The following is a 16448-nucleotide window of genomic DNA, read 5'->3' on the forward strand; positions in this document are numbered from 1 at the left end:
GTGAAAAAGTGGATTTTATTCGTAGCATTAGCGGTAACAATGAGCATTCTTGCAGCTTGCGGAGGAGACGAAGCAAGTTCAAGTGCGGAAGATAAAAAAGAAGTGACCATCGGGGCAACATCCGGACCATACAGTGATATGGTGACAAAAGCGATTAAGCCCGGTCTTGAAGAAAAAGGATACACGGTTGAAGTGAAAGAGTTCAGTGATTACATTCAGCCGAATAACGCACTGGCCCAGGGAGATCTGGATGCGAACCTTTTTCAGCATAAAATCTACATGGAAACTTTCGCAAAGCAACACAACATGGATTTATCCGAAGTGATTGTCGTACCAACGGCGCCAATGGGAATCTACTCACAGAAGTTCGATTCGATTGAAGACATCAAAGAAGGCAGTGCCATTGCGATTCCAAACGATCCAACGAATGCAGCACGTGCGTTTCAGATTCTGGAAGATGCAAAACTGATCACGTTAAAACCAGATACAGATCCATTGACGGTGTCAGAAAAAGATATTGCTGAAAACGTGAAAAACCTGCAGTTCAAACCGATTGAAGCGGCTCAGCTTCCAAGGGCCGTTGACAGCGTTGATCTATCGGCGGTTCCAGGGAACTACGCACTGGCTGCCGATATGGACTTACTTGATGCACTTCAGCTGGAAGAGATGCCTGATCAGTATCGAAACCGCGTGGTTGTAAATACGAAAGACGTTGATTCACAACTGGCGAAAGACATCAAAGCAGTCGTCGAAGCAGACGAATTCGAAAAAATCATCGACGAAGAATTTAAAGGCTTCGGTAAGCCGGAGTGGATGGAGTAGAGGGATAGAGGGACTGGAGTAGAGGGACGGACGGGAATAGAGGGACGGACCTCTAATCAGGAAATTTAGTATAAGAATGTGAAAGGGACGGGCTTCCGCTGAATGCGGAGGTCCGTCCCTCATTTTTTTATAGGCAGCACTTCTTATATTTTTTGCCGCTGCCGCATGGGCAAGGGTCGTTGCGTCCTATTTTTTCGTCGCTTATGACGGGTTGCGGAATTAGCGCGGGTGGCTCATTCAACATTTCAAGCTCCATTACCTCCAGCAAGTGTCTCCATTCAGGAAGTTTGGGGTGTTGGACCCCATTCATGACGCAATTGACATATAGTGATTCTTCTAAACAAAGCAGCCGATCTTCATACCCTGTTTCAACTAAATCTTCAATCCTGGGGATGGCGTCTGTTGAAAGATGTCGACATAGATTATCTGCAATAATCGTTTTGGCGGTGGGATCATCCGCTTGATCAAACAGTCTGAGTAATGCCTTTTCAGCTTCTTTGGTTTTGATCCTGCCCAGTACGTCCAGAGTATAGAAGAAAGTGTTCCCGTAGAGTGCTATGTTTTCAACTTCCCGTACTACAAGGTCCGTCCCTATTTTGACCAGGGAATTTGCCGTTTCCTCAAATAAAAAGTCTCCTTCTTCTTCATTTTTGAAGAGATTCACTAATTGAGGGACTACACTTTCTTCCTGGATTTCACCAGCCATGTAGACATTATAAATTCCTTCAAACCCGAAAAACTTTTCATCATCTATTTTGTTCTGAAGTCCATTTTGTACTTCCCAGCTCTCAATGCCCCCCTTTTTAACAAGCTCTTTGATGATTCTTTTCCCATGATCGTAAAGGGCTTGATTAAACTCATGTTCATCCAAGTAGACCATAACATCAGCCAACGCCATGTATAGCTCTTCTATAGTTAAAGAAGGAAGCTTCTCTACTTCTTGTAACTGTTCCTCACCAACATATTGTTTTACTTCTTTTCTATATGTAGTTAATAATTCCGTGCTGGCATTTGTAATTAATTGAATGTAGAACAGTCGGTTGTTATCTTTTTTACCCATGACATCTAGTCGATTTACTACTTCTTTCAGGCCTTCTTCATTAAGGGGTAAGTATATTAAATTAGGAAGAATAGGGGATGAATATTCCGTTACCGGTCCACGGTCAACGGCTTTCAATCCGGTTAAAAACGTATCCCCTTCAGGTAGATAAGTGTCCTCCAGCATTTCAATGGCATATCTCTGCACAAACGGATCCTCGCTCAAAAAATACGGCTCGACCCTTTCAACAAAACGATTCATCCAACCATCCTTTATCATAATATTTTCTTTAAGTGTAAAGGGTGGGGGTGGAAAAGGGAAGAGGGACGGACCTCTAAGCCGTAGATATAAAAGAAGAACACGAAAGGGACGGACTTCCATAGAATTGAGGAGGTCCGTCCCTCTTTTTTTTCACTTTTCCTCTTCTGGACCTGGAGTATGGATGTGCCTGTAAATAGAGGAATCACCACCATCGCATAAAAAAACAATTATAAGCCCGGTTCAAGAGCAGTTAATCCGCTCCAGAACCGGGCTTTGTTAATTTTAAAGTTCAAATATACTTAAAATTATGTAAGCGCTAACAAAATTTCGGTTAATTTACCCTATTTTTACACTATTATGACAAATCCTGTTGTATACTGGTAGATGGTGGCGAATCTACCACTTTACTAAACTACGAACAGGGGGAAGAAAATGAACGGGAAAACAATGAAGCGTCAATTATTAAGTGTGACAGTTGCCTCCAGTATGGCCTTAAGCTTGTTTGCACCTCACTTATCTCAGCAGGTATCCGCTGCAGACGAGGCATTTCAGGACTTAATCATTTCTGAATATATTGAAGGGTCCAGTTACAATAAGGCAATTGAACTATATAACGGTACTGGTGAAGCAATTGATTTATCGAATTACTCCTTGGAATTACATACAAATGGTGTAGCAGAAGCGGAAAAGACATTCCCTTTAACTGGCACTCTTAATGCAGGGGAAACCTTAGTGCTTGCTCATAAACAGGCTGATTCAGCCATCCTTGATAAAGCAGATATCCAAGACAGCGTTATCATAAATTTCAACGGGAATGATCCAATCACATTAAAGAAAAGCGGCACTGTGATTGATTCACTCGGACAGGTTGGTTCAGAAGCTAACTTTGCAAAAGACGTCTCGATCGTCCGTAATGATTCTGTGATGACAGGGGATGCAGATGTAACCGATGCATTTGATCCATACGTAGAATGGACTGATCAAGGCAAAGATGTATTCAGTGATCTCGGAACACATCTATCAGATGAACCGGCTCCAGAACCAACCCCTATAGAACTATCCACCATCGCTGAAGCTCGCACAACTCCTAAAGGCACGGTTGTTAAAGTACAAGGTATTGCGACAGCAGCCTTTGAAGCAGGCGGACAAACAAACCTGTTCATCCAGGATGGAACAGCTGGTGTCATCATCAGGGCGAGCGGACTTACTGCCGAGCCGGGTGACGAAGTAATCGCAGAAGGTAAACTGGGCGATTATTATGGCATGCAGCAAATTGAAGCGACTGCTTCTAATGTTGAAGTTACAGAAGAAAACAAGGGAGTTCCTTCACCAGCCTCTCTAACCTCTACAGACCTCTCAGCTGAAAATGGTGAAGATCACGAAGGAATGTTCGTTGAATTTACGGATGTGACAGTGGAATCCAAAGACAGCAACGGTAATTTCACTGCAACAGACAGCTCTGGTGAGTTCGTCATCAAACCAAATGATAGTACGATGCTTGAAGTTGGCAAAACGTACGAAATCCTTCGAGGTGTGGTTGATTATAACTTCGACGAGTATAAATTGGTCCCACGTAATACGTCAGATGTAATAGAAACAGCCTTCTCTGTAACCGCTGACCCTGCTTCAGGATCAGTTGTGGAAGGAACGAAGGTTACACTTCAAACGGCAACTGAAGGTGGAGCCATTCATTACACATTGGATGGAACCGATCCGACCGCTTCCAGTTCAGAATATACCACACCGATCGAGCTTACTACGGATGTAACGATTAAAGCAGTTGTTGTAAAAGAAGGCAACACAAGCGATGTTTCCACTTTTACTTACAAAATCCTTAAATCAGCTGATGGTTTAAGCATTCATGATATTCAAGGAGATTCCCATACCTCGCCTTACGAAAATATGAACGTCTCCAATGTTCAAGGAATTGTGACAGCGAAGGCCGGTTCCAATGCATTTTATATGCAGGAAGAGATACCCGACGATAGTCTGGCGACTTCTGAAGGAATTTATGTTTATGCAAAGGGCAATTCTGTCAAAGTCGGAGACAAAGTAAATGTGGGTGGACAGGTAAAAGAGTGGAGGGAAGATGGCTACGATGATGCGAAAGATCTTCTTACAACTCAAATCACGGCATCAGCCGTTACTGTAGAATCTTCAGATAATACAGTACCTGCAGCCATCATGATGGGGGTAGACCGTGTACCGCCTACTGAGATCATTGAAGATGATGAAATGACCTCATTCGATCCCGAAACAGATGGCCTGGACTTTTATGAAAGTCTTGAAGGGATGCTGATTGAAATCCCTGATGCCACGATTACAGGTCCGGTAAAATATGATGAACTCCCTGTAGTGGTGAATACAAGCGAAGATCAACTTCGCACAAGAGCAGGGGGAGTATTGATTTCTCCTGAAGATTATAACCCTGAGCGCATGCTGGTCGACGTGGACGGCATGAATATCAATGTGAAAACAGGTGATATGCTGGATGGTTCCGTGACTGGAAACGTAAGCTATGATTATAGCAACTTTAAGATCCGTCCAACGGGGACTTTCCCTACAGTCGTTGATGGGGGAACAGCGCAGGAAGTAACGTCGATCACTCCTGTGAAAGAAGACCTGACGATTGCTACTTATAATATTGAAAACTTCTATGCCGGAATTGAAGAAAGTAAAGTTGAGAAGATTGCTGACTCGATTGTTTCGAATATGAAAACGCCGGATATCATCGGTCTGGTCGAGGTTCAGGATAATAATGGACCAACCGATGATGGTACGACAGATGCAAGTGCATCATACGAAACTATCATCAAAGCCATTGAAGAAGCAGGTGGACCGACTTATGAATTCACCGATATCGCACCTGTCGATAAAACAGATGGCGGGCAGCCTGGTGGAAATATCCGTGTAGGTTTCATCTACAATCCTGAACGTGTCCAATTGACTGATAAAGAAGCCGGGGATGCGGTGACTTCCGTGGGTGTAAATGAAAATGGACTTACTCATAACCCGGGACGCATCGATCCGACAAATGAAGCATTTGATGATTCCCGTAAAGCCCTTGCAGCTGAATTCATGTTTAACGGTGAAAAAGTCATCGTCGTAGCAAACCACTTTAACTCCAAAGGTGGGGACGGAGCTTTATTCGGTGCAGATCATCCGGTTGTGCTTGGTAGTGAGGTACAGCGACTTAAACAAGCCGAGGTACTAAATGACTTTGTAAATAATGTGAACGAAAAGGTCGAAGATGCAAACGTCGTGGTTCTTGGGGACCTGAACGACTTCGAGTTCTCTGCTCCAATCAATACTCTCGAAGGGGACGTCTTAACCAATATGATGGAAAAGCTCCCTGCAGAGGAACGATACACGTATATTTATCAAGGAAACTCTCAAGTTCTTGATCATATTTTAGTAACAAATAATCTAGCAGAGCGAACGATGATTGATAGTATCAACATCAACTCTGATTTTAGTGAAGAAGATGGACGTGCGAGTGATCACGATCCTGTCCTGGCTAAGGTTCAGTTTGAAAATAAAGTAGAACGTATTTCTGGTGATGACCGTTACTACACGGCCATTGAAATATCGAAAAAAGGCTGGGAGTCCGCAGACACAGTGGTTATTGCCAGAGGCGATAAATTCCCTGATGCCCTTTCAGGAGCGCCACTTGCATACAAACATGATGCACCGATCTTATTGACGCAGCAGGGCAGTTTGAACGCTGAAGTGCAAGAAGAAATCAAGCGTTTAGGTGCGAAGAAAGCGATCATCCTCGGTGGTGAAGGTGCCGTTTCCAAGTATGTTCAATATCAGCTTAAAGGATTAGGTTTGAAAACGGACCGTATTTCAGGTGACGACCGATTTGAAACAGCTGCAAATATCGCTGCTAAATTGGATGGTAATCCTGAAAAGGCGATTGTAACAAATGCATACCAATTCGCCGATGCCCTTTCTGTTGCATCTTATGCAGCACAGAATGGATATCCGATTGTACTATCTGCTCAAGACAAATTGTCAGAAGCCTCTAATAAAGTATTAAAAGAGATTGATGAAAAAATCGTCGTTGGTGGCGAAAATGCGATCAGCACAGAAATTTTTGAAAGCTTTGAAGAAGCGACTCGCTATAGTGGCTTGAACCGTTACGAAACATCTGCTGAAATTGCGAAACACTTAACTCCTCAAACTAATAAGGCAATTGTGGCAACAGGGACTAACTTTGCCGATGCTCTTGCCGGTTCTGTCCTTGCAGCCAAAGAAGGTGCTGAAATTCTTCTGGTGAAGAAAGAGGAAGTACCAGAAGCTATTATGGAAGTAATTGAAATGGATCACATTTCCAACTTTCATGTTATTGGTGGGGAAAATGCAGTTAGTGAAGAAGTTGTAAAGCAATTAAAGAAATAGATTGTAGAAAAAAAGGCAGGGGGGATTCCTCCCCTGTCCTGATATGTAAAAAGAACCAGATTTGTTTTAATAATTAGTAAAATTATCACATTTTGTTATAAAACTACTATATAATGGGTTTTGTGGATGAAGTTCCGACAAAAACCTACATATGAAAAGGAAGGGATCAACCAAATGAATTTTAAAAAACCTCTATACGGTGTGTTATCAACTGCAGCTCTGGCCGCTGCGATTTTCGCAGTATCCCCTGCTACTTCAGCTTCAGCAGAAGGGGAAGAATTCGATTTAACGATCATGCATACAAACGATACGCATGCCCATGTGGAAGGCTATCCCCGTTTAGTAACAGCAGTAAACGAGCTGCGCACTGAAAAAGCGAACTCTTTACTGGTGAACGCTGGTGATGTATTCTCGGGAACCCTTTATTTCCGTCAATATCTTGGACAAGCAGACCTTCACTTTATGAATGAGCTTGGCTTCGATGCAATGACTCTTGGTAACCATGAATTCGATAAAGACTCCAAGACTCTTGCAGACTTCATTAAAAAAATGAATTTCCCGATGGTTTCATCAAATGTGACCGTTACAGGTGACAAGGATTTAGAACCCCTTTTCAAAAACGAAATCGGCCAGCCTGGTGACGGCGGGAACGTCTACCCGGCAATGATCAAAGAAGTAGATGGAGAGAAAGTGGGAATCTACGGATTAACGACTCCAGATACAGAATTCATCGCAAACCCTGGAGAAAATGTCGTCTTTGAAGATGCAGTTGAAAAATCAAAGGCTACGATCAAGATGCTTAAGGATAAAGGCGTCAACAAAATCATCGTCCTTTCTCACCTTGGATATTCAAATGACTTAGAATTGGCTGAGGAAGTGGATGGACTTGATATCATCGTTGGCGGTCATTCCCATACAGTGCTTGAAGAGCCTGTGGTCATTGAGAAGGAAGAGCCGACACTGATTGTTCAAGCTGGTGAATACTTGAACCTGCTTGGATTATTGGATGTAACATTTGATGATGAAGGTGTAGTAACGAGCCATAACGGAGAAGTCCTGGACCTTAAAAGCTATGAAGAGGATGCTGATGCACGCGCGAAGGTCGAAGAGTTCAAAGCGCCTCTTGAAGATATAAAAGAAGAAGTTGTTGGGAACACAAAGGTAGCTCTTGATGGAGAACGTGCCGATGTACGTCGAAAAGAAACAAACCTAGGAAACTTGATTGCTGACGGTATGGTTGCGAAAGCGAATGAATTCGTGGAAACGCATATCGGTCTTCAAAATGGTGGAGGGATCCGTGCTTCAATCGATGCCGGTGAAATCACACTAGGGGAAGTATTAACGACCATGCCATTTGGAAACAACCTGGTCACTCTTGATCTGACGGGACAAGAAATTATGGATGCCCTTGAGCACAGCGTATCCAGAGTTGAAGGGGAGGACGCACCAGGTGAATTCCTTCAAGTGTCAGGGATAAACTTCAAGTATGATGTAAGCAAACCTGCCGGGGAGCGAGTATGGTCCGTAGAAGTGAAGACAGGCAACGGATTTGAAGAGATTGACCCGGAAATGATGTACTCTGTTGCAACAAACGCCTTTACTGCCAATGGTGGAGACGGATACACGATGTTCAAGGAAGCGAAAGAAGAAGGCCGCCTGACAGAATTATTCGTAGTGGATTTTGAAGTGTTCACTTCTTACCTTGAAAAGAACAACCCTATTTCACCATCTGTTGAAGATCGAATCGTTCAAGAAGAAGCGCCGGAAGTAACACGCCTGACTGGTGATACTCGCTACGAAACAGCCGTTGAAATTTCGAAAGAAGGTTGGGAAACTTCGGATACGGTCATCCTTGCCCGCGGAGATTCATTCCCTGACGCACTTGCTGGAGCACCTCTTGCATACAAACATGATGCACCGATCCTGTTAACGGAAAAAGGTACATTAAACGGAGCGGCAAAAGCAGAAATCAAGCGTCTTGGTGCTAAGAATGTCATTATTCTTGGTGGAAAAGGTGCTGTAAGTAACTATGTGAAGTATCAGCTTGAAGGAATGGGTCTTGATGTAGACCGTATCGGCGGAGATGATCGCTGGGAAACGGCCGTGAATATCGCTGCGAGTCTGGGAGGATCACCGGAGAAAGCAGTAGTAGCAAACGGCAAGAACTTCCCTGACGCTCTTGCTATCGCTTCATATGCAGCGAGCAATGGATACCCGATTCTATTGACGGATTCTGATAAGCTTCCAGCTGAAACAAAGAAAGCTTTAAAAGGAATCGATAGTACGATTGTAGTCGGTGGAGAAGCTGTAGTAGGCAAGGACGTCATGAATTCACTTCCTGACGCAACTCGCTACTTCGGTCTGAATCGTTACGGTACGGCAGCAGAAATCGCGACGAATCTTAATCCATCAACTAAAGTGTACTTAGCGACTGGTAAGAACTTTGCCGATGCATTAGCAGGTTCTGTCCTTGCGGCAAAAGAAAATGCTTCTATGCTTTTAGTACAACCTAATGATCTTCCGGGTGTCACTTCTGATGCCATTGAAGAGATGAAAGCGAAGGATTTCCATATTCTTGGCGGGGAAAATGCTGTAAGTGATGTTGTAGTTGAGAAGTTAATGAAATAACTCTAAATAATAAGAAGCCATCGAATGATTTCGATGGCTTTTCTTTGTCAAAATGATTTTAAAACGGCTCCGGATGGTGGTAATTAGATGTCTGTAGGGCCATCATATAATTTATTTTTTTCTACTTAAACATTGGGTGACAGGGACGTAATAGCTGTTTATCCAGGGATTGGAATTGCTAAGAAAATCATGCTCGGTAGTTTACAATCAGGGTTCTTGTTTTCTACCTATGCCAACGACTCTCCCCATACCTCCCAGCCTTCACAAAATAAGACTCCACCGAAGTATACCCAATACGATAAAACCCTTTACCAGGCTCCCAAATCCGATAAGCATCCAAACTATTACGATACTCTTCAGTAAGATCATCAGGCACGGGATAAGTGTCGTCGTAATCCAAATTCTCAAACTCTTGAACGGGAAGATAATAAAGAGCTGATTGAATGGTCCCACCCTCAACCATTTTTTTCAAGGCTGCTCCTGACGCGGCATGGTCCCGGTGAGGGTCGTGATAAGATAACGCATGGTGTCTTGCTTCAGGATAGCGTTCGTTCATTTCCTTCATGATCGTCATGACTTCATCTTCATTTATCTCACCATCGGGAAGGTCATATACGTAAACATTATCCGGCTTGACTCCCAATTCTTCAACGGATTTTTTAAATTCCTTTACCCGTGAGTCACCGAACTCTTGTTTAGAAATAGTGGGAAGGTTTTTTTCTTTTAGATTCTCATTGATTTTTTTGATCGATTGGCTGGCTTCACCATGTGAAAGAAGCACCACTGCTACTTCATTTCCCTTGTCGATTTGACGCAGGATGGAAGGCCCTAAGCTGAGGGTTTCATCGTCTGCGTGTGGAGCGTAAAAGACAGAGGTTTCAGGTTCTTTTTCAAAAAGAGTGCAACCGCCAAGGAAAGCGGATATTAATAGAATAAAGGAAAAATAGATAGCTCGCATGCTGACCTCCAGGGTGAGAAAAATAGTTAAATCTTTACTAATTGATTCTATCAAAGTTTTTTGTGCTGGTGTATACTTTCATAGTAGGAAAGTATAGAACGTGAAGTGAAAGGAACGGAGTATGGAACAAGTTCAGCCAACAGAGAAACAAGTACAAGTGAAAAAGAAAAAAAGAGTCTATTCCCTCGATATGCTAAGAGGGATTATTGTGGCATTATCCGTGTTTTTGAGTACGATTCCTTATGGGCAGGTGGATTATCCCTATTTCCGTCATGCACAGTGGTATGGGGTCACTTTGATTGATATCATTTTACCGACGTTCATCACCATTTTTGGTGTGAGTATGGCGATTGCGTATCAGCGCGGGGTGAAATGGGAGAAGATTTTAAAGCGGACCGTTCGCTTGATTGTGTACGGCATCATATTTACAATCATTGTGGAATGGACGTTGGATTTCCAGACTATACGCCTGACCGGTGTATTACAGATGTTTGCCCTTTTGGGAATTGTTACGGTGGCGATCACCAAGTTTGTACAATCTCCCTTGAAGTTGATGGCGATTGCGTTGTTGGTGTCGTCGGTGTATGGGGGGCTCATCCTCTATACTGGTCAATCCTGTGAAGGCGGATTGCCTCAGCCGGAATGTAATCCTTCACATATAATTGACAGCACGGTGTTTGGGGAAAGTCATTTATACCATCACGGCGAGCGGGGGTATGACCCTGAAGGACTGGTCACCAGTTTGTCCGCCTTATCAAATGTTCTTTTTGGATATGCATTTGGAAGACTGATATTGACCCGTAAAGAGACGGGGGCATGGCGGGAGCTATTGGGGATAGGCGCTCTCTTGATTGCTCTATCACTCGCGTGGGATCAGTTCCTTCCATACAATAAACGATTGTGGACGCCTGCGTTTGCTCTATTGGCAGCTGGATTCGCAGCTAGTATGCTATCGATTCTTTATCTGATATTCGATAAGCGGAAAACAGACGCTAAAGAGACGGCGCTGAAGCCGGTTGTTTGGTTCCTGGAAGCCTATGGACGTAATAGCTTTCTGATCTATTTCGGTAAATTCATGCTTGGTTCCGTGCTGATCCATCTTTCGGTCACGCATGATGGCATTGAGAAATCCTTGTCCAGAGTGATAAATGAATGGGTTGCAACCTTTACCCCTCATCCGCAACTGGCTTATGGATTACTTAACCTGATCTTTTGGACAATCGTTGCCTTTGTCTGCCATAAGAAGAAATGGTATTTGAAAGTATAGAAGAAAGAAGGTCCGTCCCTCAACATAAGGGACGGACCTTCTACTATTTCTGATTCAAAGTTTTTTCAAATAAAAGGCTTGCATAGGTTCTTGCGTATTTCAAAATGGTTTCTCCAACTTCTTCAGCTGGAAAATCAAATAAAGGTTGGAACAGCTCTTTATTACTCTCTGTACCGAATGCGTCGACGAAACGGTACGTTAATCGAAGTTCGGTGAAGGTCGTCGTAAAGTAAACTTCCAACTGAGTGACGGTATCATTATCGGATTCTTCACTTTCGATCCGCTCATGATAAAGGGGGATCAGTCCCTCCATGTCACTTTGAATGCGTACATGTGCGCGGTTCATAAGCTGTGAAACACCATCCAGATTGGGGTATTTTGCATTTAACAAAAGTGGCTGCAGGATTCCATGAAGAGCTTTTGTCGATTCAACATGAAATACAAGGGCCTTCAGCAAATTTTTTGTGTATTCATCCTCTGTTGCTGAGTTTTTCATCGTTTGGAGTAATTGATTATTTACCTCTTCGCGAAGCTCGTCCTTATCAAGGTGTATGACTAGTTTTTTATAGATGGTTGCAACGGATTGTGTGAGAGACTCCATGGGTAGTATGCCTTCTTTCTTATGTATGGTTTGAAATATGCTACTATTCTACCATTAATATACAGAAAATTCTATATATTATTTAATATAAAAAAACGCGCTCTTCAAAAGAGCGCGTTCGGTATTATTCGTTTCCTTCTAAAACCGACCAAAGATCATCCTCTACCTTTTGGTTAAGGGCTTTTGGTCCACCTAACATCGTTGCACCCATGGTAGAACCTTTCAATAAATCCTTCATGTCAGGATGTAGTTCATGTGGAGTCGTCAGTAATAATGGCTCACCCCAATAAGCGGCAAGAGCTGAACCTGTCAGGGCATCGGCGAACTGAGTTCCTGTCGCGACAAATACGAAATCCATCGGAACATCAAATTCTTTAATGACCTTGGCGTTTGTCAGATAACGGTCACCGCCTGCGATACGGGTAGGCTTATTCAGCTTATTCATTGTGGAATTACTGATGACACCCGTTCCTCCGACCACATAGTTCTTAGGATACAATTTAGCCTGAGTCAGAGTAGAAGCGGAAGTGCTGTCTTTAGCAGACAATAGAATCGGATATCCGTTTTGTGCTGCGATGGACGCAACCGATAGGGCATCTGGATAATTCTTACCACTTACGACTACGGCTGCATCATTGATTGGTAACTTTTTGGAAATGGCCACGGCTGTTTCATAGCGGTCACTACCACTGATACGCATCGTTTTAACATCGAGGGCCTTTAGTTTATCTTCTACAGCTTTTGAAATGACTCCCGTTCCCCCGAGAATAGTCACTCGCTTAACTCCCAGCTCAAAGATTGCTTCTTCAACTGCTGGGTGAAGTGAACCCTTTTTTGTAAGAAGAATAGGAGCATTTTTATGATAAGCAAGAGGTGCGCCAGCTAACGCATCAGGGAAATTCTCCCCGGTTGCCAGGATGATATCTTCCGCTCCGCCGAATTCCCACCCTCGCATAGCGATTTGCAATGCTGTGTCGTATCGATCATCACCATAAATTCTGTCTACATAAGGTTCAAATGTGAACTGGCTGGTGTAAACAGCATATTCTTCATTGGAACCGATATTATTGGTATCTTTTACTGCCATATAATAAGTGCCTGGCGCGATGGAATAGTCTGCGTAGAAACCTTCCATTTCATCACTGCTCGTATCCAAGGGCTGAATCACCTTTTTATTTTCATCATACAAAGTAACATCTAACTGGATACGTGGACTCTCTGAAAATGATCCCCCATATAGAAAAAAGGAATCATCGGAATCAACTTGAATTTTGTACATATCAATATCATCTTTTGGCAGAGTACCCTTTAAAGCGTCTTCAACGATAATGTTGTTGGCTTGGGCAAACGTGTTATTTGGTTCTTCCTCAACGAAGAAACCTTCACGATCGTACCCTAAAAGTTCCATCTTTTGCTGAGAAGGACTTTCAGCTAATACAGATGTACTAAATAAACTAGATGCTAGTATTGCTGAACCAACTGAAGCAATAAACCACTTTTTCATCTTTCTTTCCCCCGATTGTTATGTTGTTTCTATTTTTAGAGAAAACTGTTCTTGAGCTGATGTCTTTGGCACTCCCATACCAATAATTCATAACATCTAGAATAGTATAATAGCGTTTTGGACGTTTGACTAGATAGTTTGAAATAAATATTTTTCGTCTTTTTTTGACATGAGTGGAAGGGGTTTTAGAAAGAGTCAATAGGGTAAAAATTAAGGGTGTTTTACATTTTAATGACCGAATAGAAACGGATTGTGATTTTTGCTATACTTATATGAGTGAAAAAAAAGCATAACTCTCCATACTGAAAGGGGAACAACATAAATGAGCAAGATCCTTGTCACAGGCGGGGCCGGATTCATCGGCTCTCATATTGTAGAAGAATTGTTAAAAAATAATGAACAAGTGGTAGTGATAGATAATTTCTCCATGGGTTCAATGGATAACCTTCCAAAGGACGATAAGTTAACAGTTGTAGAAGGAGATATCTCTTCAAAAGAGACAATTGAAAAGCTATTTCAGCAACATCAATTCAAGAAAATCTTTCATTTAGGTGCGATTGCCAGTGTAGCGGCTTCAGTAGAAGATCCCCTTCATACACATCAAACCAATTTGGAAGCGACCCTGTACTTATTGGAAGAAACACGCAAACAAGGCGGATTGGAGCGATTTGTTTTTGCTTCTTCTGCAGCGGTTTATGGAGATGAGCCGACTCTTCCAAAGAAAGAGACGTCAACGATCAGACCGCTGACGCCATATGCCATCGATAAATTTGCATCGGAGCAATATGTACTGGCTTTTAGTCGATTGTATGATATTCCAACAACGGCGGTTCGTTTCTTCAATGTCTTTGGAAACAGACAAAATCCATCGTCACCATACTCTGGTGTGGTATCGATCTTAACGGATAAATTCAAGCAGCTAGTAAACAATGAAGAAACCAACTTCACTCTATATGGAGATGGAGAACAGACGAGAGATTTCATCTATGTGAAAGATGTTGTTCAGGCCAACCTTCTCGTTTCAGAATCAAGAGAGGCAATCGGTAAGGTATTCAACGTTGGCACAGGGGAATCGACAAGCTTAAACGAATTGATTGGCATGTATGAAGAGATCACGAATACAAAGCTTCCAATCAAACAATTGGAAGAACGTTCAGGAGATATTAAAGAATCCTACTCTGATATATCCGAGCTGAAATCTTTAGGATTCGAACCAAAGTTCTCGATGGGAGAAGGACTTTTGGAGTATTGGAATAAAGAAAACGATTAACGAAAAATGCCTGTTTCTGTTATGGAAACAGGCATTTTTTGTGTCGTTTGCAGGAGGGTATATTACAGAAAAGGGGTAAATATGACGAATTTTGTTACAAAACTGTAAAATTATTTTGAAAATTTTAATGATAAGATAGTTTTTGTAGATTTATAGAGAAGGGGAATTGAGAAATGTCAAATTATCGCAAACCTGTATCTATTACTTTCGTCACGGTAGTAAGCTTCATGTTCCTATTATTTTTCCAGAACCCTGCATCAGCTGCAGGTACACAGATAGATCGAGTAAGTGGTGTTGACCGGTATGAAACGGCAGTTAAAGTTTCCAGAGAAGGGTGGAGCAGCGCAAACACCGTTGTCATTGCAGTGGGAAATAACTTTCCTGATGCGCTGGCAGGTGCACCGTTAGCGGACAAATATAATGCGCCTATCCTATTAGTAACAAAAGATAGCGTCCCTTATAGTGTGAAAGAAGAGTTAAAGCGATTAAAGCCAAGTAAAGCATACATATTAGGTGGAAGTTCCGTTATTTCATCTTCAGTCGAAACTCAGCTTGAGAGTTTAGGTATTACCAGTACAAGAGTGGCAGGGGAAAACAGATACGAAACAGCGGCGAAAATTGCTGCGTTGGTAGGAGGATCACAAGCCATCGTTACATATGGCAGGGATTTTCCGGACAGTTTGGCCATTGCACCTGTTGCTGCCAGTAAATCAATGCCGATTCTTTTAACAGAAAAAAACCATGTCCCTGAAGAGACAAAAAAAGCGTTAAGTAAATATAGTTCTTCTATTCTTGTAGGAGGTACAGGTGTGGTAAGTGACGGGGTTAAGAATCAATTGCCAAGAGCCACCCGTATTTCCGGGAAAGATCGATATGATACGGCAACAAAAGTCGCAGAGAAATATTACTCAGCTTCAAATAGTACAGTCATTGCAACGGGAGAAAGCTATGCAGATGCATTAACCGGGTCCGTTCTGGCAGCCAAAAAAGGCTCACCTGTAATGTTGATTCAATCAAACAGTGTCCCATCTTCTGTGAAATCGACAGTTGATAAATTAGGCATTAATCAGTTTACGATTATTGGTGGTACGTCCGTGATTTCCGAGAAAGCCCAAAGTCTATTTGGATTTGATACAGATGGTTTAATCAAGACGGCGAAACAGTATATAGGAACACCTTATAAATGGGGTGGAACCACTCCAAGCGGTTTTGATTGCAGTGGATATTTAAACTATGTATATGATAAATATGATATTGATCTGCCTAGAACGACATCTGACATCTGGAATTTTGGAAGCCGCTCAAGCTCTCCGGCAGTCGGTGATATCGTCATGTTCGAAACATACAAACCAGGCCCTTCCCATGGTGGGATCTACATTGGTAACAATGAATTCATCCATGCAGGGGATCGTGGAGTAGAAATCACGAGTATAAATAACGTATATTGGAAGCCTCGTTATTTAGGCGCAGTGAAGGTTGTAAATTAATAGAATGATAGAAAAACTGTTTGTCAAATGGCAAGCAGTTTTTTTCTATTTACCCGATTCAATAGTCCTTAAACATTTTCTTTTTTAATATTTTTTTCTAATAGATAGTTGAATTTTTCCCTATGTTTAGTGAAGGGTGAAATATTTACCATGGTGTTGATTCTCGCTGCAGGTGCTCGACTCCTGCCCCGCGGAAAGTGAGCGCCT

Annotated in this window: 10 protein-coding genes; 6 read left to right on the top strand and 4 right to left on the bottom strand. The window is 42.5% G+C overall.

Annotated features, from left to right (window positions below; translation table 11 throughout):
- A complete protein-coding gene (locus DET59_RS14690) occupies positions 1–822 on the top strand; it encodes a MetQ/NlpA family ABC transporter substrate-binding protein (RefSeq protein WP_258549690.1) in 822 nt (273 codons plus the stop codon).
- Between the two features lie 127 nt (positions 823–949).
- On the opposite strand, the gene DET59_RS22250 is transcribed toward DET59_RS14690, so the two are convergent.
- On the bottom strand, positions 950–2122 hold the full coding sequence (locus tag DET59_RS22250; protein ID WP_309472480.1) for a YecA family protein: 1173 nt from the start codon (positions 2120–2122) through the stop codon (positions 950–952).
- Positions 2123–2554: 432 nt separating this feature from the next.
- On the opposite strand from DET59_RS22250, the gene DET59_RS14700 reads away from it, so the two are divergent.
- Together DET59_RS14700 and DET59_RS14705 are read left to right on the top strand one after the other, a co-directional pair.
- On the top strand, positions 2555–6526 hold the full coding sequence (locus DET59_RS14700) for a cell wall-binding repeat-containing protein (protein WP_258549691.1): 3972 nt from the start codon (positions 2555–2557) through the stop codon (positions 6524–6526).
- Between the two features lie 174 nt (positions 6527–6700).
- Positions 6701–9154 (top strand): cell wall-binding repeat-containing protein, encoded by a 2454-nt coding sequence (locus tag DET59_RS14705; protein WP_258549692.1) that lies wholly within the window; start codon positions 6701–6703, stop codon positions 9152–9154.
- Between the two features lie 223 nt (positions 9155–9377).
- Here DET59_RS14705 and DET59_RS14710 read toward each other — a convergent pair whose 3' ends face one another.
- Positions 9378–10112: a PIG-L family deacetylase gene (locus tag DET59_RS14710; RefSeq protein WP_113970398.1), complete on the bottom strand. Its 735-nt coding sequence runs from the start codon at positions 10110–10112 to the stop codon at positions 9378–9380.
- Positions 10113–10233: 121 nt separating this feature from the next.
- Here DET59_RS14710 and DET59_RS14715 point away from each other — a divergent pair, with 121 nt between their 5' ends.
- Complete coding sequence (locus tag DET59_RS14715) at positions 10234–11379, top strand: heparan-alpha-glucosaminide N-acetyltransferase domain-containing protein (protein WP_113970399.1); 1146 nt, start codon at positions 10234–10236, stop codon at positions 11377–11379.
- A gap of 43 nt (positions 11380–11422) precedes the next feature.
- Here DET59_RS14715 and DET59_RS14720 read toward each other — a convergent pair whose 3' ends face one another.
- Both DET59_RS14720 and DET59_RS14725 read right to left on the bottom strand, forming a co-directional pair.
- Complete coding sequence (locus tag DET59_RS14720) at positions 11423–11980, bottom strand: hypothetical protein (protein ID WP_113970400.1); 558 nt, start codon at positions 11978–11980, stop codon at positions 11423–11425.
- Positions 11981–12104: 124 nt separating this feature from the next.
- Positions 12105–13484, bottom strand: a complete 1380-nt coding sequence (locus tag DET59_RS14725) for a cell wall-binding repeat-containing protein (RefSeq protein WP_113970401.1) — start codon at positions 13482–13484, stop codon at positions 12105–12107.
- 322 nt (positions 13485–13806) lie between these two features.
- Between DET59_RS14725 and DET59_RS14730 the strand changes: the two genes are divergently transcribed.
- Positions 13807–14754, top strand: a complete 948-nt coding sequence (locus DET59_RS14730) for an NAD-dependent epimerase/dehydratase family protein (protein ID WP_113970402.1) — start codon at positions 13807–13809, stop codon at positions 14752–14754.
- 173 nt (positions 14755–14927) lie between these two features.
- Entirely contained in the window at positions 14928–16241 is a 1314-nt protein-coding gene (locus DET59_RS14735; RefSeq protein ID WP_113970403.1) for a cell wall-binding repeat-containing protein, read from the top strand.
- Positions 16242–16448 lie beyond the last annotated feature (207 nt).

This window comes from Rossellomorea aquimaris, assembly GCF_003315075.1.
Lineage (GTDB): Bacteria > Bacillota > Bacilli > Bacillales > Bacillaceae_B > Rossellomorea > Rossellomorea aquimaris_C.

What these genes read in the sequence shown, in the direction of transcription:
- DET59_RS14700 (WP_258549691.1), top strand. Translation starts at nt 2,555, where the DNA reads ATGAACGGGAAAACAATGAAGCGTCAATTATTAAGTGTGACAGTTGCC.
- DET59_RS14715 (WP_113970399.1), top strand. Translation starts at nt 10,234, where the DNA reads ATGGAACAAGTTCAGCCAACAGAGAAACAAGTACAAGTGAAAAAGAAA.
- DET59_RS14710 (WP_113970398.1), bottom strand. Translation starts at nt 10,112, where the DNA reads ATGCGAGCTATCTATTTTTCCTTTATTCTATTAATATCCGCTTTCCTT.
- DET59_RS14725 (WP_113970401.1), bottom strand. Translation starts at nt 13,484, where the DNA reads ATGAAAAAGTGGTTTATTGCTTCAGTTGGTTCAGCAATACTAGCATCT.
- DET59_RS14720 (WP_113970400.1), bottom strand. Translation starts at nt 11,980, where the DNA reads ATGGAGTCTCTCACACAATCCGTTGCAACCATCTATAAAAAACTAGTC.
- DET59_RS14735 (WP_113970403.1), top strand. Translation starts at nt 14,928, where the DNA reads ATGTCAAATTATCGCAAACCTGTATCTATTACTTTCGTCACGGTAGTA.
- DET59_RS14705 (WP_258549692.1), top strand. Translation starts at nt 6,701, where the DNA reads ATGAATTTTAAAAAACCTCTATACGGTGTGTTATCAACTGCAGCTCTG.
- DET59_RS22250 (WP_309472480.1), bottom strand. Translation starts at nt 2,122, where the DNA reads ATGAATCGTTTTGTTGAAAGGGTCGAGCCGTATTTTTTGAGCGAGGAT.
- DET59_RS14730 (WP_113970402.1), top strand. Translation starts at nt 13,807, where the DNA reads ATGAGCAAGATCCTTGTCACAGGCGGGGCCGGATTCATCGGCTCTCAT.